An 18,055-nucleotide genomic window follows, 5' to 3' on the forward strand; every position below is an offset into this window, starting at 1 on the left:
CTATGAAACGTTTTACCGGTTTCGTTCTAAAGGAATTCCGCCATATCTTCAGGGACAGGCGCTCCCTGTTTATCCTCTTCGGGATGCCGGTGGCCCAGATCATGCTGTTTGGCTTTGCCATCACCAATGAAATCAACAATGTGGACCTGGCCATTCTGGACCGTTCCAAAGATGATACCACCAAAGAGATCATTAATAAAATAGCTGCTTCGGAATACTTCAGTATCGAGCAATTCCTCGATAGCGAGTCTGAAATTGCCCCGGTTTTCCGGAAAGGAAAGGTGAAGGCTGTCCTGTATTTTGAACCGGATTTTGGTAAAAAACTGATTCAACCCGGACGGGCCAAAATACAGGTGGTCACAGATGCCACGGATCCCAACGTGGCCAGTACGGTCAGCAACTACATCGCCTCCATCCTGCAATCCTACCAACAGGAAACCCGTCGGGTGGTAGAGCCCGAATACCAGGTCGTATCCGAGGTCAGGATGTTGTATAACCCGGAATTGAAAAGCGTTTACATGTTTGTCCCGGGGGTAATGACCGTGATCCTGATGCTCGTCTCGGCGATGATGACCAGTATTTCCATCACCCGGGAAAAAGAACAGGGCACCATGGAAATCCTGTTGGTTTCCCCCTTAAAACCCTTGCAGGTCATCCTTGGGAAGGTTTTTCCGTATGTCTTTTTGTCCATCACCAACGCGGTGGTCATTGTGGTCCTCAGCATTTTTGTGTTTGGTGTGCCGGTAAACGGAAGCCTGTTCCTGTTAGCGCTGGAGAGCATTTTATTCATCGTCACATCCCTGGCCCTCGGGATCCTGATTTCGACCATTTCGGCCACCCAGCAAACGGCCATGATGGTCTCGCTGATGGGCCTGATGTTGCCCGTTATCCTGTTGTCCGGTTTTATTTTTCCCATTTCAAGCATGCCCCTTCCCCTGCAGCTGATCAGCCATATCGTCCCCGCCAAATGGTTCATCGTAATCGTGAAAGGCATCATGCTCAAGGGGGTCGGGTTCGCCTATTTGTGGAAAGAAACCCTGATCCTGGCCGGAATGACCTTGTTTTTTATCGGGTTAAGCGCGAAGAAATATAAAATACGACTGGAATAACATGAGGGTTATCTTCTATATCATCTCCAAGGAGTTCAGGCAAATCTTCAGAAACAAAGGGATGCTCCCCATCATTTTTGTGCTGCCACTGCTGCAATTGGTCATCCTGTCCAATGCCGCCACTTACGAAATAAAAAATATTGCCTTTGGTTATGTCGACCACGACAGGACGACCGCCTCCCGGGGGTTGGTGGAACGCTTCAGCGCATCCCCTTATTTTGAGGTTTTATTCGCCTTCCCCAACGCAGCCCAGGGGAACACCGCCATGTTACAGGGAGAAGTGGATGTGCTACTGGAAATACCCGACGGTTTTGAAAAGGAGCTGACTATGCGCAGACAAGGCTCCCTTGGGGTGGGCATCAATGCGATCGACGGGGCCGCAGCCGGGGTGGAAAGCGTGTACATCAACCAAATCGTGCAAGCCTATAATAAGGACCTGGCGGTGGAGGTAAGGGTTCCGCCAGGCACTGCCCGCATCGAGAACATCCCCTTATTTTGGTATAACCAGACGTTAAACTACAAAACCTTCATGGTCCCGGGGATTTTAGTACTCCTGGTAACCATGATTACGCTTTTCCTTTCGGGCATGAATATCGTCCGTGAAAAGGAAATCGGCACCCTGGAACAAATCAACGTTACCCCAATCAGGAAAATCCATTTTATCATTGGAAAACTCCTTCCCTTCTGGATCATTGGCATGGGGCTGCTGACCATAGGGCTGATTCTGGCCCGGCTGATCTTCAACGTACCCATGCTGGGGAGTTTGCTTTTGTTGTATGGCTACACCTCCATTTACCTCCTGGTCATCCTTGGAATGGGCCTGTTCATTTCCAACTTTACCGATACCCAGCAGCAAGCCATGTTTATAGCCTGGTTTTTTGTGGTGATCTTTATCCTGATGAGCGGCCTGTTTACCCCGATAGAAAGTATGCCGGAGTGGGCCCGGGTGCTTACCGAGCTGAACCCGGTGAAATACTTTGTTGAAATCATGAGGATGGTCATGTTAAAGGGGTCTGATTTTTCAGATGTCCTCCTCCCCATGCTCAAAACCTTTCTCTATGCAGTACTGATGAATGTTATGGCGGTATGGAGCTACAGAAAAACAACCTAGTTTTTCCATGGACCCAGTACAGTCCGACTGACCGGAATGCCTTAAATATCGGATATAATGAAACACCCCCGTCGGTCGGGCCCGCAAACCGGCCCTTCCAAAAGGGGTGTTCCTGGCAACGTCGTTTGGTCAGGAGAGCGTCTCCTCCAGTTCCACCGCCCCCGGAAAGAGGATATTGTTCTCCAGGTGGATGTGTTGGTGCAGGTCTCCTTCAAATTCAGCCAACATGGAAAAAGTGACCCTGTAGGTGGTACATCCGTCTTCTGGAGGGGTATACCCGTTACTCAACGCACGGATTTCTTCAAAGCGGGTCCCTTCGGTTTCATGCTCCTCCATCATCACCCGAATGGGGTTGCCGACCGTTCCGAATGGTGCCGCGGGCGGGGGTGTCCCCTCCTTTGAGGCCTTAACCATTTTCCGGATGATCGGGAACAATAGCAACTCCTCCTTTTTCATGTGCATGGTAAGTTCGCCCGCAGAGGCGTTAAAGGCCCCGGTAATTTCAAACAATTCGGGGTGTCTCTGGCCATGGACGTTGCAGAGTTTTTCTAAAAAAGCCTTCAGCACAGGGATCTTCTCTTCCACATACCGGTGGTGTTTCTTTTCGATATGGTCTGCCAGTACATCGAGCGACCAGGACTTGAAATCCGGGATGCCTTCAGCCTGCCCGGCCACCACCCTTTCGAGCTCGGACAGGATCTGGTCCGTATCCAGGGCCTTCCTGGAGGCGACTTCGGAGAGGCTGTGATGGCCTTTGCAACAAAAATCAATGTTGTGTTGTTTAAAAACCTGGGCCGTTCGGAAGTCTTCAGTGACAATCTGGCCAATGGGTTTATCGAGTAGGTGTTTCATGATTTTGAATTTATAGGTCAAAAGTAATAAAATATTATTTGATCTATTAATCCTTTGTTAAGTAAAAATGTATTTATTTTGACCCCAACCCCGGGTTTATACCGGGTAACCTGCTGAGGCCTTAACCTTTACCCCTATGAATCCATCCGTTGAGAACCCAACCGGAATCAAAAAGAGCATCGATTATTTCATGAACCCCAAAAATTGGTGGGGACCCCTGGTGTTTATCCTGGTCATCAGCCTTGCCGGCGTGGGGATGATCGGCTTCCAGACCTATAACGACGCCCCGCCCATGGCCGGGTTTAAAACCGATGAGGGCACCGTGCTTATCGACCAGGCCGCTATTGAACGCGGCCAGGTAGTCTTCCATAAGTACGCCCTTATGGAGTACGGTTCCTTTTTCGGGGACGGGGCCCAGCGCGGGCCCGATTTCACGGCCGAAGCCCTCCACCAGGTAACCCGCTCGATGAACGCATTTTACCGGGAGGCAGAAGAGCGCCGGCTGGGAAGGCCCCTTACCGACCCGGAGCAGCAAATCATCGCCGAACAGGTCCGGCAGGAACTGAAGGAAAATACGGTGGATGCAACGGACAATCTAGTGGTTTTAAGCCCTGCCTATGTGACCGCCCTTGAGGCGCTAAAAAATTACTACCTCGACTTCTTTATCGAAAAACCCTCCCGCAAAGGCTCGTCCCTGAGGAATTACCTCACTAATGAATCCGAAATCCGGGACCTGGCGAGCTTCTTCTTCTGGGGCAGCTGGGTTTGCGTCACGGAAAGGCCGGGAGAACCCTTCAGTTATACCCACAACTGGCCCTATGACCCCCAGGCCGGTAATACCCCGACTTCCCCGGTGATCCTCTGGAGCGTTTTCGGCCTGCTGGCCTTTGTGTTGGCCTGTGGGGTGGTCCTGTACTTTATCGGGCAATATAACCAGCTCTCCAACAAATTCTTTAAACCAGCACAACGGGAATTGCTCACCCTGTCGCGGGTGGGCCGGTTCCAGCCCACCCCCACCCAAAGGGCCTCCTATAAATTTTTCGTGGTGGCCATAGTGCTGTTCCTGGTCCAGGTACTCTCGGGCTTTGTCACCATCAATGAATTCATCGATTATGCGGCCTACCTGGGCCTGGACCTGGCGGCCTGGTTCCCGGTTACCCTCTCCCGGAGCTGGCACCTGATGCTTTCGCTCTACTGGATTTCGACCTGCTGGATTGCCTCTTCCATCTTTGTCCTGCCGATCCTGTCCAAAACCGAAGTGCCTGGCCAGCTGGCCCTGGTCAACCTGCTCTTCGTCCTGTTGTTTGTCCTGGTGGCAGGGTCCCTGGCCGGGATGATCCTGGGACCGCTCGGCTACCTCGGGGAATGGTGGTATTTACTCGGACACCAGGGCTGGGAATTCGTGGACTTCGGCAAGGCCTTCCAGGGCCTGCTCATGGTAATTTTTATCTTGTGGGGCATCGTGGTCTACCGGGGGGTCCGGCCGGGCCTGGAGCGCGGGAAACACTGGCAACTCCCCAACTGGATGCTGTATTCGGTCATTGGCATCCCACTGCTGTTCCTGTCAGGCTTTGTGGCCCGTCCGGAAACCAACTTTGTGATCGCCGACTTCTGGCGGTGGATGGTGGTGCATATGTGGGTGGAAGCCTTCTTCGAAGTCTTTATCACGGTTATCGTCAGTTACCTGATGGTCTTCATGGGGTTGGTGAGCCGCAATGCGGCCATCCGGGTCATCTACATCGCCACCCTGCTATTCCTGGGGACCGGGCTGCTCGGCATCTCCCACAATTTTTACTGGAATGCGAAACCGGTAGCTACCATGGCCCTGGGCAGTGTATTTTCCACCTTACAATTCGTACCCCTGATCTTACTGACAGTGGAGGCCTGGAGATTCAAGAATATGCCCAAAATCGCCCTCAACGGGATCCGCCCCAGCGAATTGGGCGATTTCGGGTTTCCTGAGGTCTTTTCCTTCCTCATCGCCGTGAATTTCTGGAACTTTTTCGGGGCCGGCGTGCTGGGGATTATCATCAACCTCCCCATCATGAACTATTACGAACACGGCACCTACCTGACCGTGAACCACGCCCATGCGGCCCTGATGGGCGTCTATGGAAACATTTCCCTGGCCGCCCTCCTGTTTGCCACCCGGCTGCTGCTCCGGCCGGAGCGGTGGAACCGAAAAGTGGTCAAACTCTCATTCTGGGGCATCAACGGGGGCCTGATGCTCATGGTGCTGCTCGACCTGCTCCCGGCAGGGGCATTGCAGTTTCAATCGGTGGTGGAACACGGCCTTTGGTTCGCCCGCTCCGAAGATTTTATACTGGCAGGGGATTTTGCCGTCCTGACCTGGCTGCGGGCAATTGGCGCCACCCTCTTTTTACTGGGGGGAGTATTGCCCCTGGTCTATTTTGTCGTCTCCAGGGTGACCTCCCTGAAAAAACCGGTCTCCGTACTGGTCACCGAACCGGGACAGTAGGGCACAACTCCGGCGGACCATGAACCCTTGCCTGCCCCTGCGGATGCTTATTCGCAGGGGCTGGTCCTTTCAGGGGCTCCCGGCAAGCCGTTTCCAAGATATTGTTGATAACTTTTTTGATAACTCCCCCAAAGGTAGTTTACAGGTCCCGGGCAGCATCCATTAATTTTATACATGAGTATTTGATCATTTATTTATGTATTGTTACGATTTTCATGTGGTCCTCCAGGAGGTGCCGGGGGAGGTGAGCCTTTGTTTTACCATCTCCGGGTGTCCCCTTCGCTGCGAAGGATGCCATTCACCCTTTCTTTGGAAGGAAGGAAGCGGGAGGCTGCTGACCTTCGCAACCTACAAAGACATCCTGTACCGGTACCGGGGCTTTGCCACCTGCGTCCTGTTCATGGGTGGGGAATGGCATCCGAACACCCTTGCCGACTTCCTGAAATACGCGCAGGAAACCGGATATGCAACCTGCCTGTACACCGGCCTCAACGCCGTCCCCGAATCCCTGGCCCGGTACCTGACCTGGATCAAGACCGGGCCCTGGGACGCGAGCCGGGGCGGGTTGGGGTCCCCCGACACCAATCAGCGCTTTACCGAAGTGGCCACCCAAAAGAACCTGAACCATTTATTCCATAAAAAAACACGCTTATGATCCGCCTTACTGAAGAACAACTTTCCCAAAAAATTGCGTTTATCTCCCATTACCTGAATTCCCAAAATGCCGCCGACGGCTCCAAACTCGATGCCAATGCCAATGTGACCTCCAAGAACATCGCCACGATGGAGGCCGAGCTGAACAAAGACATCAACATCCAGGTAAACCGGGCCCTGGTAAGCCAAAAAATCGCTTCCCTGTTTGGGGAGTCCCTTTCGCAAGAATACCTCCGGCAAATTGAGTCCCACGAAATCTACGTGCACGATGAAACTTCCCTGAAGCCCTATTGCGTGTCTATCAGCATGTACCCCTTCCTGCTCGACGGCCTGACCAAAGTCGGGGGGGAAAGCCGGGCCCCAAAGCACCTGGAGAGTTTCTGCGGCGAGTTCGTCAACCTGGTCTTTGCGGTGAGTTCCCAATTTGCCGGGGCCCTGGCCACGGTGGAATTCCTCATGTATTTTGACCATTTCGCCCGGCTCGACTACGGTCCCGATTACCTCCGCACCCATACCAAAACCGTGGAAAACCACCTGCAGCACGTGGTCTATGCCATCAACCAGCCCGCCGCAGCCCGCGGTTACCAGTCGGTCTTCTGGAATATCTCGCTCTACGACCAGCCCTATTTCGAAAACATGTTCGGGGAGTTTGTCTTTCCCGACATGACCCGGCCCCTCTGGGACAGCGTCAGGGCCCTGCAACAATTCTTCCTGGCCTGGTTCAACGCAGAGCGCAAGAAAGCGGTCCTTACTTTTCCGGTGGTCACGGCCGCCATGCTCATCAAAGACGGAAAGCCTGTAGACGTCGCGTTTACGGAGCTGTGTGCCCGCGAACTTAGCGAGGGGAATTCCTTCTTCATCTATCAATCCGAAAATGCGGATAGCCTGGCTTCCTGCTGCCGCCTGCGCAACGAGATCAGCGACAACACCTTCAGTTATTCCCTGGGGGCCGGGGGGGTAGCCACGGGATCGATCAACGTAATTACCCTGAACATGAACCGCCTGGTCCAGAAAGGGGCCGACATCGTGGAAGAAGTACGCAAGGTGCATCAGTACCAGGTGGCCTACCGCGAACTCATCGCGGAATACGACCGGGCAGGGATGTTGCCCGTCTACCAGGCCGGATTCATTTCCCTGGATAAACAATTCCTTACCGTTGGCGTAAATGGCATGGTGGAAGCGGCCGAGAGCCTGGGCATCCCGGTGGGCAACAACCCCGCCTACAAACAATTCATCACCACCCACCTGGAAGCCATTTACAAGGAAAACCGGGCCGCCCGGGAACGGTACGGCTATATGTTCAACACGGAATTCGTACCGGCCGAAAACCTGGGGGTCAAAAATGCCAAATGGGATCGGGCCGACGGGCTGTTTGTGCCCAGGGATTGCTACAATTCCTACTTCTACGCCGTGGAGGATGAATCGATCAATATACTCGACAAAATCATGTTGCACGGGAAAGAACTCATCGAGCACCTCGACGGCGGCTCCGCCCTGCACCTGAATCTGGAAGAGGCCCCGGACCAGGAGGGCTTTGTAAAACTGATCCACGCCGCGGCACGGGCGGGGTGCAATTATTTTTGTTTCAACATCCGCATCACCATCTGCAATTCGTGCACCCACATCGACAAGCGAACCCTTTATGAGTGCATGGATTGCGGCTCTGAAGACGTCGACCATGCCACCCGGGTCATCGGCTACCTGAAGCGGGTTTCGGCCTTCAGTTCAGGCCGGCAAAAAGAACACCTCCTGCGGCATTACCACCTGCAGCAGCGCCCTCGCATGGGAAGCGAGCGGGCGGTCACCCTGGAAGCAGCGCGGCTAAAGCAGGGGGCCATCCCCGGCACAACGCGTGTGACCACCCATCCCTGACGGAAGGTTGTAAGAAAACATAATTTCCAGGGATGATCAGGGTAGGGACTGGTGTCCGGATTCGCCAGTCCCTGATGCCCGGGGCATGAGGTCCAGTCCTTTGAGGGAGATCAGGGTACCTTTCTCAGCGATTTCGCCGGCCAGCATGTCTATGGATTTAAACCTGAAATCAGCCAGGATTTTTTTCTTGAACGGCCCTACTGCATAATGCACCGGGCAGGGATTTTGGTCGTCGCATTTATCCAACCCCAAAAAGCAGGCATCGAATTTTGACGGGCCGTCGATGCACAGCACGATATCCCAAACGGTCCGCTGCCTGTTTTCCCCGGTAAGGAAATACCCGCCCCCTGGACCCTTGATGGAAGAAACCAGTTCATTGGTAGTCAGGGTCCTGAAAAGCTGGGCCAGGAAAGGTTTGGGGATCCCCAGGGTTTCCCCGATTTCCTTAACTCCGATCTTCCGGTCTTTCCGGCTGTGGAGGGCCAGGTAAAGCATGGCCCTGATGGCATATTTGCAGGCGCTGGAGAGCATTGGCGCTTTTGGAGCCCAAGGTAATAAAAAGATCGCTTTCTCAGGTTTTGGAATGCAATAAAGGTACTATTTGTTACGGGCGGGGGTACGGCATACCGCAGGGGTTCGTTTTATTTGCAGGGTCAGAGGGGAAAATATGCATCCCCCTCTTGAAGGTCGGCAATAAGCTCGCTAACCCGGGTTTCTTCCAGTACCCGGTTGAATTCCGTTTTGCCTTTGCCCACCTTGTCGTGCAGGGCACAGGGGTGTTCCGCATTGCACTGGCTTATCCCCAAAACACAGGAATCCACATATTGTCCGCCATCGAGCACCCGTACAATGTCCATGAGCGTGTGGTCCCCATTGTCCCTGGTCAGGTAGAAGCCCCCATTCCTTCCCTTAGCAGAGGAAATGATATTATGCCGGGACAACTCCTGTAAGATTTTCGCCAGGTAGGATTCGGATACCTGGATCTTCTCATACAAATCCCGAGTAAGAATCTTGTGAGATTCGCTGGAATGCAACCCCAGATAGATGACGGCCTTGATAGCGTATTTCGCGGTTTTTGAGATCACTGGACCTGGTTTACCTGTTTGGATTCTGTGCGAAGATTAAAAGATGTTTTTATCCTATTTATGATTTATATCATGTTTTTCCCTTCGTGCCCCTGTTACTTTTGCCTTATTAAACTTTATAAAAATGAGAAAATCGCTTATCAGTATGACATTGCTCGCCGGGTTGATGGCCTTGAGCTGTGGTGAAAAAAAAGAGGAGAAGGAAGCTGACGGGTTCAAAATAGAACGCAAAAGCGCCCCTGCCGAAACGAAGGCTGCAGCTCCCGCACCCAGTGGCTCCAAAGCCTCTGAACGGATTGATTTGACCAATAAGGGCGTAGGGCCCATCACCTCGGTGACCCTCGACCCGGAAGTCAATCCCGAACTTGCCGCCCAGGGGGAGGCCGTCTACAACCAGATGTGCCTGGCCTGCCACCGGATCGGCAAGAAATTCATCGGGCCGGCCCCGAACGGTATCCTCGAACGGAGGACTCCCGAATGGGTCATGAACATGATCCTGGTCCCCGAGAAAATGGTGAAGGAAGACCCCCTGGCCAAAGATTTGCTGGTGGAATTCAACGGCTCACCCATGGCCAACCAGGGCCTGACGGAAGACCAGGCCCGCGCCGTCCTCGAGTATTTCAGAACCCTAAAATAACCTCTATGAAAACAATCAACCCAAAAACCCTCTGGTCCGTACTCTGCGCCGGCCTGCTTTTCGCAGCCTGCAAATCGGACCCCAAAACATCCCCTGAAAGCACCTCCGGGTCCGCCGGGGTGCCCGTAAGCAAGGAACAGGGGCAGGCCTTTGTCGAAGATGACGAATCCACGCCCAACATCCTGAACATCGCCGTTAAATCGGCGGACCATTCTACCCTGGTGGCCGCCGTGCAGGCAGCCGACCTGGAAAATGCCCTGGTGAACGCAGGCCCGCTGATGGTTTTCGCCCCCACGAATGCCGCCTTTGAGGCCCTTCCGGCCGGGACGGTAGAAGACCTCCTGAAACCGGAAAACAAGGATGCCCTGGCCAACATCCTGAAGTACCACGTGACCCCCGGGAACTACGACAAGGAATTCCTGAAGAAGTTCAAAAAACTCGGGCAGGCCAACAACCAGGACGTGCCGGTGGAAGTCGTGGACGGGGAAGTCTTTATAGGGGGTGCCAAAATCATCGCCAGCGTCCCTGCGAGCAACGGCATCATCCACGTGGTGGACAAAGTCATCCTGCCACCCCAATAAACAGAACCTTCATAAACCCTTTAAATACCTAATAACACATAACACCCAGACCCATGAAAAGATTCCAATTAACCATAGCCACCGCCCTTTCCGGATTCGCCTTGCTGCTGACCGGGTGCAACCAGGGCGGGGGTACTGCCTCCAACGGGGCGCTGGCATCCAGCGCAGCTGAAAAAGTCTACGTGGCCCCGGGGGAGCAGGATGAATTTTACGCCTTCCTCTCCGGCGGATACAGCGGCAACCTCACGGTATACGGTTTGCCTTCTGGCCGGATGTTCAAGGAAATCCCGGTTTTCTCCCAGTTCCCGACCTCAGGGTACGGCTATTCGGAAGAAACCGTGCCGATGCTGAACACCTCCCACGGCTTTGTGCCCTGGGATGACGCACACCACCCCGACATCTCCCAAACTAACGGGGAACTGGACGGACGATGGATTTTTATCAACGGGAACAACACCCCGCGGATCGCCCGTATCAGTTTGAGCACCTTCGAAACCGAGGAAATCATTGAAGTCCCCAATAGTGCGGGGAACCACAGTTCCTCCTTCATCACCGAAAACACGGAGTATGTGGTGGCCGGGACGCGGTTTTCCGTACCCGTACCCCAGCGCGATATGCCGATTAATGAGTATAAAGGGAACTTCAAGGGGGCCCTTACCTTTATCAGCGTGGCGCCTGAGCACGGGCACATGGACATCAAATTCCAGCTGCTGATGCCCGGGTTCAACTACGACCTGTCGCACCCCGGCCGCGGGAAATCACACGGCTGGTTTTTCTTCACCACCTACAACACCGAAGAAGCCAACAGCCTGATGGAAGTGAATTCCTCCCAGAACGACAAGGACTTCATCGCCGCTGTCAACTGGAAAAAAATCGAGGAATACGTCAACAACGGCGGGGGTACCAAAATGCCGGCGAACTATGCCCATAACCTGTACGACGAAGGCACGCACATGGCCACCTCCACCATGAAAAAAGAAGTACTGACGGTAGACCCGACCAAGGTGCCCGGGGCGGTCTTCTTCCTTCCCACCCCGAAATCACCCCATGGGTGCGATGTGGACCCCTCAGGGGAGTACATCATCGGGAATGGGAAACTCTCTGCCGACCTGACGGTACACTCCTTTGATAAAATGATTGCCGCCATTGAAGGGCAGAAGTTTGATGGGGAAGCCTACGGCATCCCGATCCTGAAATTCGAAGACGTTTTAGCCGGCACTGTCCAAAGCAGCGGCCTCGGCCCGCTCCACACCGAATTCGACGGGCAGGGGAACGCCTATACCACCTTCTTCATTTCCTCCGAAGTGGTGAAATGGAAATTGGGCACCTGGGAAGTGGTCGACCGCAAACCCACCTTTTACTCTGTGGGCCACCTGATGATCCCCGGCGGAAATTCCCGAAAACCCTTCGGGAAATACGTGGTCGCCATGAACAAGATCACCAAGGACCGTTACCTGCCCACCGGGCCGGAAATGGAACACTCCGCCCAGCTTTACGACATTTCCGGGGAGAAAATGGAGCTGCTCTACGACTTCCCGACCCACGGGGAGCCCCACTATGCCGCCGGTTGCCCGGCCAGCCTGTTGACTGCCAATTCAAAAAAGTTCTATAAACTGGCCGAAAACAACCACCCTTATGTGACCAAATCAGTGGCCGACGCCCGGGTGGAACGCAAAGGCAATGAAGTGCATATCTACATGGCCACCATCCGCAGCCACTTTACCCCTGACAATATCGAAGGGGTGAAAGTGGGCGACAAGGTGTTTTTCCACGTGACCAACCACGAGCAGGATTTCGATGTGCCCCACGGCTTTGCACAGTTGGGCGCCAATACCTCCGAGATCCTGATCATGCCGGGGCAGACCAAGACGATTGTCTGGGAGCCCAAGCAGGTGGGGGTATGGCCCTTCTACTGCACCGATTTCTGTTCTGCCCTGCACCAGGAAATGCAAGGGTACGTCAGGGTATCGCCGGCCAACTCCAACATAGAATTGTCCTGGTCGTTGGGTGAATAAACGGGTTGTCTGCGTTGCCTTGATGACCCCGGAAGCGGGCTGTGTGCAAACCTGCCCGCTTCCTTTTTCTTCAGCAACCCCGGATAAAACCCAAAGATTCAAAGCCATGAAAAAAGCCAGTGTACTCATGATTCTCGGACCGCTCCTGCTGCTGGGGTTATACGTCTTCCCCCTTTGGAACATCATGCTGGGGGCCCCCCAGTACCCGGACCCCCTGGGGATGAACATTCACATCGACGGGATCCGGGGCGTCGGGGAATTCGATATCCAGAACATCGACGGCCTGAACCATTATATCGGGATGCGCACCCTGCCCAAAGACGACGAAATGTGGGAATTCAGTACGTTTCCGCTGATTATCGGGGCTATGGTGGCCCTCGGGGTCCTGATCGGCCTGCTGGGCTACTTTGGAAAAGTCAACTACAAATGGTTCCTGGGATGGTTTATCCTGATGTCGGTCCTTGGCGTGCTGGGCATGTACGACTTCAATGCCTGGATGGTCGATTACGGCACCAACCTGGACCCCAATGCCATTATGAAACTCACCCACCCCGACGGCACCCCCATGACGTATAAACCCCCTTTGCTGGGCCATGTGAAAATGCTGAACTTCGACGTCACCTCGCTCCCGGCCACCGGGGCCTGGATGATGTTTGCCGGCATGACCCTGACCCTTGTCGCGGCCTGGCTGGGCTGGAAAACCACCCGGCCCGGAGCTGCGCCAGAGGCCGTGGTTGCGTAAATAAACACAATGTTATGAAACTCAAATCCCTGTTTGCGTTCATGGTCCTTTCCCTGTGGATGGGCTGTGAGATTGCCCCCAAACCTATCGCCTACGGCTCTGATGGCTGCCACTTCTGCCGGATGACCATCGTCGACCGGCAGCACGCGGCCCAAATCGTCACCGATAAGGGGAAGGCCTTTTCCTTCGACGCCATCGAATGCATGGTGAACTCCCTGAAGGAAATCGACCCCGGTACCGTAGCGCTCTTTTTGGTAAGTGACTACCCCCAACCCGGGGCGCTCATCGATGCTACGCAGGCGACCTACCTGATCAGTGAGGGGATCCCGAGCCCCATGGGCGCCAACTTGTCGGCCTTTGGAGAGGTGGAAGCGGCGATACAGGCCCGGAAAAAACACCGGGGTACCCTGTATTCCTGGCCGGAATTGATAACCCATTTTAATAAATAAGCCATGTACACAATCGGCAATACAGTTAAATCGCAACCTTTCGACGGGCTTCAAATCCGGAAACCCTTCAGGGGCGAAGGGGTTGAAGTGTTGAGCATCACCCTGGAGGCCGGAGCGGTTTTCCCGGACCACACCTCCCCAACCGATGCGTTCCTGCTGGTTCTGGAAGGAGCCATAGATTTTTATATAGACGGGAATTGTGTTCCCCTGGAGGAACTGGATGAGTTCTCCTTTCCCAAACGCACCCTGCACCGGGTGGAGGCCCGCAAGCCTTCCCGGTTTTTGATTATCCGTTGATATGTTCCTGAAATCCATTGTACTGCTGCATTGCCTTTTGGTCACCCATTTTTCCATTCTTTTTGTACTATTGGGCTTCAGCGCCCGAAGCGGTGGAATCTTATGAGCAAACCTTTTCCATACCGGGGATTCGTTTTGGCCTTGTTCTTCCTTGTGGGGGGGCATCTGGTTATGGCGCGAACGATCCCCGTTTGCGGGGATTGCGATATAAAAAGCATACAGGAAGGCGTCCGGCAGGCGGAAGCCTTTGATACCCTGCTGATCAAAAAAGGGGTCTACAGGGAATTCAACATCCTTATAGACAAGCCCCTGACCCTGATTGGGCAAGACTTCCCGGTAGTAGACGGGGAGGACCGGGGGGAAATCTTCCGGGTGGAATCGGACCATGTGCGCATCCGGGGATTGGCGATTATCAACGTCGGGGTGAGCTACACCACCGACTATGCCGCCCTGCGGGTGGTCAAAAGCAGCCACTTCCACATCGAAGGGAACCGGTTCGAAAACCTGTTCTTCGGGATCTACCTCGAAAAGTCGAACCATGGGGTGGTCCGCGACAACCAGATTATGGGCGATGCCGTGGATGAGTACAATTCGGGCAATGGCATTCAGCTTTGGTATTCGCATAACATCGAGGTCCTGAACAACCGGGTAGAGGGGGTACGGGACGGGATCTACCTCGAATTTTCCGATACGGTGCACATCCGGGGTAATGAAAGCCGGAACAACCTGCGTTACGGGTTGCACTTTATGTTTTCGAATGACGACACCTACTCCAACAACCTTTTCGAAAATAACGGGGCCGGGGTGGCGGTGATGTTTTCCAAACGCATCCGGATGACCGGGAACCGCTTCCGGAAAAACTGGGGCACGGCATCCTATGGTATGTTGCTTAAGGAAATCAACGATGCGGAAATCAGCGGTAACTGGTTTGAAGAAAATACGGTTGGGATCAACATAGAGGGCTCTAACCGCATTACCTACCGCGCGAACCATTTCATCAATAACGGCTGGGCCGTGAAAGTGCTCGGGGCCTGTTATGAAAATTCCTTCGTCGGGAACAATTTCCTGTATAATTCCTTTGACCTCTCGTACAACAGCAAGTTGAACGACAATGAATTCAAGGGGAACTACTGGAGCAGTTATTCGGGGTATGACCTGGACCGGGACGGGGTCGGGGACATCCCCCACCGGCCGGTGAAGCTCTTTTCCTATATCGTTAACCGCACCCCGGAAACCCTTATCCTGCTGAGGAGCCTCTTTATGGACCTCATCGATTTCTCGGAGCGGGTCTCCCCGGTGTTCACCCCGGACAATCTGGTGGATACCCATCCAAAAATGCAAAAAATCCAATGATACAGATACAGGACCTGCAAAAACGCTTCGGCAAAAACGAAGTCCTCAAAGGAATAGACCTTGAAATCCCCGCGGGCGGCATCTATGCGGTACTGGGGCCCAACGGATCGGGAAAAACCACCCTGATCAAAAGTGTCCTGGGCCTGGTGATCCCCGATAAGGGAAGCATTTCACTATCCGGGGAGCGGATCAGGAACCGGTGGCGCTACCGGGAAGCACTCAACTACCTGCCCCAGATTGCCAATTTCCCGGGGAACATCCGGGTCCGGGAGCTCATCGGCATGATTAAGGACCTGCGCCAGAAGCGTAGCGAGGAGGCCGCCCTTATTGAACTGTTCCGGCTGCAGCCCTTCCTCGACAAAAAGCTGTCCAACCTCTCCGGGGGGACCAAACAAAAGGTAAACCTGGTGCTTACCTTTATGTTCGACAGCCCCCTGCTGATCCTGGATGAACCGACCTCCGGCCTGGATCCGGCATCCCTCCTGTCCCTGAAAAAACTTATCCGCAAAGAGCGCGAAAACGGGAAGACCCTGTTGGTGACCACCCACATCCTGCAATTTGTGGAAGAAATCGCCGACCAGGTCATCTACCTGCTGGAAGGGAAAATATATTACCAGGGCACCCTCTCCGGGCTCCTCGAAAAAACCGGGCAAACCGATCTGGAACATGCCATTGCGGCCATAACAAGCGAAAAACAAGATGCTTAAAATCCTCAAATACAGCTTTTACGACCTGATGCGCAGCCGCTGGAGCTATGTATACTTTTTGTTCTACCTGCTCCTGGGCCTGGTATTGCTATTCCTGAACCAGGACCTCTCCAAGGCGGTGATAACGCTTATGAACATCATCATCATCCTGGTGCCGCTAATCGCCACCATTTTCGGGGTGATGTATTTCTACAACTCAAGGGAGTTTACGGAACTCCTGCTGGCACAGCCGCTCAAGCGTTCTTCCATTTTTCTGGGGCAATTCTTCGGGGTAGCCGGATCGCTGACCCTCAGCCTGGTGCTGGGCCTGGGCCTCCCCTTTATCATGTATGGCCTGGTAAAAAGCGATGTGATCCTTAACTTTTCACTCCTGATCCTTACCGGGGCCTTTTTGACCTTTATCTTCACCGGGCTGGCCTTTAACATTGCCCTTTCCAACGAGAACCGCATCAAGGGCTTTGGCTACGCCGTTTTGCTCTGGCTTTTTATGGCCGTAATTTACGACGGGCTGTTTTTGCTGTCGCTGATCGTTTTTGAGGAATACCCGCTCGACTCCTTTTCCCTGGCTGCCACGGTGCTGAACCCCATAGACCTCTCGCGCATCCTGATCTTGCTCAAACTCGATATCTCCGCCCTGTTGGGCTATACCGGGGCCGTTTTTAAGAAGTTCCTGGGCACCCAACTGGGGTTCTTGATTTCCGGGGGAGTGTTGCTGTTGTGGACCCTGCTCCCCATCTGGAGGCTGACTGCAAAGGCGCGTAAAAAAGATTTTTAACCGGCATGGGGCTGGGGCGACACGGGTTCGACCATCCGAAAAACCAGGCGAGCCTCGCCGTGGGTTTCCTTCTCCTGTCGGTCGTGCTGGGGCTGGTCCTGCGGGGGTTTACGCTGTTTCCGGTTTCCTTTACCTATAAATACCTGGTCCACACCCACTCCCACATCGCCCTGCTGGGGTGGGCCTACCTGGGCCTGACCACGGTGCTCTATGCCCTTTATCAACCCACGGAATCCGGGGTCCGAAAGTACCGGATCCTCTTCTGGTTTACCCAAACCACCCTGCTGGGCATGTTACTGACCTTCCCCTGGCATGGGTACGCGCTTGGGTCCATCCTCTTCTCCACGCTCTTCCTGTTCGCCTCCTACGGGTTTTTCTGGTTTTTTCTCAGGTACCTGAAACCAGGAAAAACCCATGCGCAAAGCCATCGCACCTTTAAAGCTGCCCTTGGCTATATGGTGCTGTCCAGTGCCGGACCCTGGGCCCTGGGGGCCATCATGGGGACCCTTGGACCCACTTCCAACTGGTATCGGATGGCCATTTACTTCTACCTGCACTTCCAGTACAATGCCTGGATGCTGCTGGCGCTCCTAGGGGTGCTGCTGTATTTCCTGGAGGAACAGGGCTGGCCACTTCCCAAAAGGATATATCGGGTTGCCCTGGGCCTGATCCACGCAGGGATTTTTCTGAGCCTGCTGTTGTCGGCCTTATGGACGGACCCCCCACGCGTCCTGAACGTCCTTGGCGGGGTTGGGGCCCTTGCTTCCCTGGTGGGCCTGGGCGTGTTGGGGTACTGGGTTTGGGAGAAGCGCCGGCAACTATTTGAGCCCTCCGTCCAAAAATTCGTGGCAGCAGCGATCGCCGGGGCCCTGGGCTTTAAACTCCTCCTGCAGACCCTTACTGCCCTGCCTTATTTTGCTACTTTGGCCGCAACCCACCTCGATTTCACCATAGGGTACCTGCACTGGACGTTTTTGGGGGTAATCAGCCCCGGAATTGGTATGGCAATGGGCTACCAGAGCCTGCTGAAATTCCGAAAACCTGCTATATGGCTTTATGGGGTGGGCTTCCTGGGCTCCGAAGCCCTGATTTTTTACCGCGGGGCGGCGGCATGGCTGCGGCTGCCCGTACCGGAGGGGCATCCGTATGCGCTTTGGGGCACCAGCGCCCTGATGGCCCTGGCCCTGCTGCTGGTGCTGGTCCATCCCCCTAAGACAACACGACCCTAAAGGCCGGCCCGGGAACCACCTGAGGGGAAGCGCAAAAAAGGATCACGGGTCAGGAAGATCCCCAAAATAAACACCCGGGGGGGTGTTATCCTAAAGCGCGGAACAACG

The 18,055-nt window shown here is 54.3% G+C and carries 18 protein-coding genes; 15 read left to right on the forward strand and 3 right to left on the reverse strand.

What is annotated here, in order from left to right; genetic code table 11:
• Positions 1 to 2: 2 nt before the first annotated feature.
• Positions 3 to 1,109, forward strand: a complete 1,107-nt coding sequence (locus tag NG653_RS09220) for an ABC transporter permease (RefSeq protein ID WP_252741408.1) — start codon at positions 3 to 5, stop codon at positions 1,107 to 1,109.
• Position 1,110: 1 nt separating this feature from the next.
• Entirely contained in the window at positions 1,111 to 2,220 is a 1,110-nt protein-coding gene (locus tag NG653_RS09225) for an ABC transporter permease (protein WP_252741409.1), read from the forward strand.
• Positions 2,221 to 2,349: 129 nt separating this feature from the next.
• Here the strand turns inward: NG653_RS09225 and ric are convergent, their stop codons facing one another.
• Positions 2,350 to 3,072 carry an iron-sulfur cluster repair di-iron protein gene (gene ric / locus NG653_RS09230; protein WP_252741410.1) on the reverse strand — a complete coding sequence of 241 codons (723 nt, stop codon included), beginning with the start codon at positions 3,070 to 3,072 and terminating at the stop codon, positions 2,350 to 2,352.
• A 136-nt stretch (positions 3,073 to 3,208) separates the two neighbouring features.
• Between ric and NG653_RS09235 the strand changes: the two genes are divergently transcribed.
• From NG653_RS09235 to nrdD, 3 genes are all read left to right on the forward strand, one after another.
• A complete protein-coding gene (locus tag NG653_RS09235; protein WP_252741411.1) occupies positions 3,209 to 5,551 on the forward strand; it encodes a nitric-oxide reductase large subunit in 2,343 nt (780 codons plus the stop codon).
• A gap of 196 nt (positions 5,552 to 5,747) precedes the next feature.
• Positions 5,748 to 6,206, forward strand: coding sequence for an anaerobic ribonucleoside-triphosphate reductase activating protein (nrdG, locus tag NG653_RS09240; protein WP_252741412.1), 459 nt, complete (start codon positions 5,748 to 5,750; stop codon positions 6,204 to 6,206).
• Positions 6,203 to 8,077, forward strand: a complete 1,875-nt coding sequence (gene nrdD / locus NG653_RS09245; protein WP_252741413.1) for an anaerobic ribonucleoside-triphosphate reductase — start codon at positions 6,203 to 6,205, stop codon at positions 8,075 to 8,077. The genes nrdG and nrdD overlap by 4 nt, the downstream gene beginning before the upstream one ends.
• Before the next feature lie 36 nt (positions 8,078 to 8,113).
• Here the strand turns inward: nrdD and NG653_RS09250 are convergent, their stop codons facing one another.
• Together NG653_RS09250 and NG653_RS09255 are read right to left on the reverse strand one after the other, a co-directional pair.
• Positions 8,114 to 8,608 carry an RrF2 family transcriptional regulator gene (locus tag NG653_RS09250; protein WP_252741414.1) on the reverse strand — a complete coding sequence of 165 codons (495 nt, stop codon included), beginning with the start codon at positions 8,606 to 8,608 and terminating at the stop codon, positions 8,114 to 8,116.
• A gap of 122 nt (positions 8,609 to 8,730) precedes the next feature.
• Entirely contained in the window at positions 8,731 to 9,162 is a 432-nt protein-coding gene (locus NG653_RS09255; protein ID WP_252741415.1) for an RrF2 family transcriptional regulator, read from the reverse strand.
• A 124-nt stretch (positions 9,163 to 9,286) separates the two neighbouring features.
• Between NG653_RS09255 and NG653_RS09260 the strand changes: the two genes are divergently transcribed.
• From NG653_RS09260 to NG653_RS09305, 10 genes are all read left to right on the forward strand, one after another.
• Entirely contained in the window at positions 9,287 to 9,799 is a 513-nt protein-coding gene (locus tag NG653_RS09260; protein ID WP_252741416.1) for a c-type cytochrome, read from the forward strand.
• Positions 9,800 to 9,804: 5 nt separating this feature from the next.
• Positions 9,805 to 10,380, forward strand: a complete 576-nt coding sequence (locus NG653_RS09265) for a fasciclin domain-containing protein (RefSeq protein WP_252741417.1) — start codon at positions 9,805 to 9,807, stop codon at positions 10,378 to 10,380.
• 53 nt (positions 10,381 to 10,433) lie between these two features.
• Positions 10,434 to 12,395, forward strand: coding sequence for a Sec-dependent nitrous-oxide reductase (gene nosZ / locus NG653_RS09270; protein ID WP_252741418.1), 1,962 nt, complete (start codon positions 10,434 to 10,436; stop codon positions 12,393 to 12,395).
• Between the two features lie 106 nt (positions 12,396 to 12,501).
• Positions 12,502 to 13,137, forward strand: coding sequence for a hypothetical protein (locus NG653_RS09275; protein WP_252741419.1), 636 nt, complete (start codon positions 12,502 to 12,504; stop codon positions 13,135 to 13,137).
• Positions 13,138 to 13,151: 14 nt separating this feature from the next.
• On the forward strand, positions 13,152 to 13,586 hold the full coding sequence (locus NG653_RS09280; protein ID WP_252741420.1) for a nitrous oxide reductase accessory protein NosL: 435 nt from the start codon (positions 13,152 to 13,154) through the stop codon (positions 13,584 to 13,586).
• Between the two features lie 3 nt (positions 13,587 to 13,589).
• Positions 13,590 to 13,883, forward strand: a complete 294-nt coding sequence (locus NG653_RS09285; protein WP_252741421.1) for a cupin domain-containing protein — start codon at positions 13,590 to 13,592, stop codon at positions 13,881 to 13,883.
• Between the two features lie 171 nt (positions 13,884 to 14,054).
• The gene (locus NG653_RS09290) at positions 14,055 to 15,236 is read left to right on the forward strand and encodes a nitrous oxide reductase family maturation protein NosD (RefSeq protein WP_252741504.1); all 1,182 of its coding nucleotides are present in this window, start codon (positions 14,055 to 14,057) and stop codon (positions 15,234 to 15,236) included.
• Positions 15,233 to 15,943, forward strand: coding sequence for an ABC transporter ATP-binding protein (locus NG653_RS09295; RefSeq protein ID WP_252741422.1), 711 nt, complete (start codon positions 15,233 to 15,235; stop codon positions 15,941 to 15,943). Before NG653_RS09290 ends, NG653_RS09295 begins: the two co-directional genes overlap by 4 nt.
• Positions 15,936 to 16,718 carry an ABC transporter permease gene (locus NG653_RS09300; RefSeq protein WP_252741423.1) on the forward strand — a complete coding sequence of 261 codons (783 nt, stop codon included), beginning with the start codon at positions 15,936 to 15,938 and terminating at the stop codon, positions 16,716 to 16,718. Before NG653_RS09295 ends, NG653_RS09300 begins: the two co-directional genes overlap by 8 nt.
• Before the next feature lie 5 nt (positions 16,719 to 16,723).
• On the forward strand, positions 16,724 to 17,947 hold the full coding sequence (locus NG653_RS09305) for a hypothetical protein (RefSeq protein WP_252741424.1): 1,224 nt from the start codon (positions 16,724 to 16,726) through the stop codon (positions 17,945 to 17,947).
• Positions 17,948 to 18,055 lie beyond the last annotated feature (108 nt).

This window comes from Robiginitalea marina (assembly GCF_024006985.1).
In the GTDB taxonomy this organism is placed as follows: domain Bacteria; phylum Bacteroidota; class Bacteroidia; order Flavobacteriales; family Flavobacteriaceae; genus Robiginitalea; species Robiginitalea marina.

Excerpts from the sequence above, each read along its gene's own strand:
- NG653_RS09280 (WP_252741420.1), top strand. The coding sequence starts at position 13,152 with ATGAAACTCAAATCCCTGTTTGCGTTCATGGTCCTTTCCCTGTGGATG.
- NG653_RS09235 (WP_252741411.1), top strand. The coding sequence starts at position 3,209 with ATGAATCCATCCGTTGAGAACCCAACCGGAATCAAAAAGAGCATCGAT.
- NG653_RS09260 (WP_252741416.1), top strand. The coding sequence starts at position 9,287 with ATGAGAAAATCGCTTATCAGTATGACATTGCTCGCCGGGTTGATGGCC.
- NG653_RS09285 (WP_252741421.1), top strand. The coding sequence starts at position 13,590 with ATGTACACAATCGGCAATACAGTTAAATCGCAACCTTTCGACGGGCTT.
- NG653_RS09220 (WP_252741408.1), top strand. The coding sequence starts at position 3 with ATGAAACGTTTTACCGGTTTCGTTCTAAAGGAATTCCGCCATATCTTC.
- NG653_RS09295 (WP_252741422.1), top strand. The coding sequence starts at position 15,233 with ATGATACAGATACAGGACCTGCAAAAACGCTTCGGCAAAAACGAAGTC.
- ric (WP_252741410.1), bottom strand. The coding sequence starts at position 3,072 with ATGAAACACCTACTCGATAAACCCATTGGCCAGATTGTCACTGAAGAC.
- nosZ (WP_252741418.1), top strand. The coding sequence starts at position 10,434 with ATGAAAAGATTCCAATTAACCATAGCCACCGCCCTTTCCGGATTCGCC.
- NG653_RS09290 (WP_252741504.1), top strand. The coding sequence starts at position 14,055 with ATGGCGCGAACGATCCCCGTTTGCGGGGATTGCGATATAAAAAGCATA.
- NG653_RS09275 (WP_252741419.1), top strand. The coding sequence starts at position 12,502 with ATGAAAAAAGCCAGTGTACTCATGATTCTCGGACCGCTCCTGCTGCTG.
- NG653_RS09305 (WP_252741424.1), top strand. The coding sequence starts at position 16,724 with ATGGGGCTGGGGCGACACGGGTTCGACCATCCGAAAAACCAGGCGAGC.
- NG653_RS09265 (WP_252741417.1), top strand. The coding sequence starts at position 9,805 with ATGAAAACAATCAACCCAAAAACCCTCTGGTCCGTACTCTGCGCCGGC.
- NG653_RS09300 (WP_252741423.1), top strand. The coding sequence starts at position 15,936 with ATGCTTAAAATCCTCAAATACAGCTTTTACGACCTGATGCGCAGCCGC.
- NG653_RS09250 (WP_252741414.1), bottom strand. The coding sequence starts at position 8,608 with ATGCTCTCCAGCGCCTGCAAATATGCCATCAGGGCCATGCTTTACCTG.
- NG653_RS09225 (WP_252741409.1), top strand. The coding sequence starts at position 1,111 with ATGAGGGTTATCTTCTATATCATCTCCAAGGAGTTCAGGCAAATCTTC.
- nrdG (WP_252741412.1), top strand. The coding sequence starts at position 5,748 with ATGTATTGTTACGATTTTCATGTGGTCCTCCAGGAGGTGCCGGGGGAG.
- nrdD (WP_252741413.1), top strand. The coding sequence starts at position 6,203 with ATGATCCGCCTTACTGAAGAACAACTTTCCCAAAAAATTGCGTTTATC.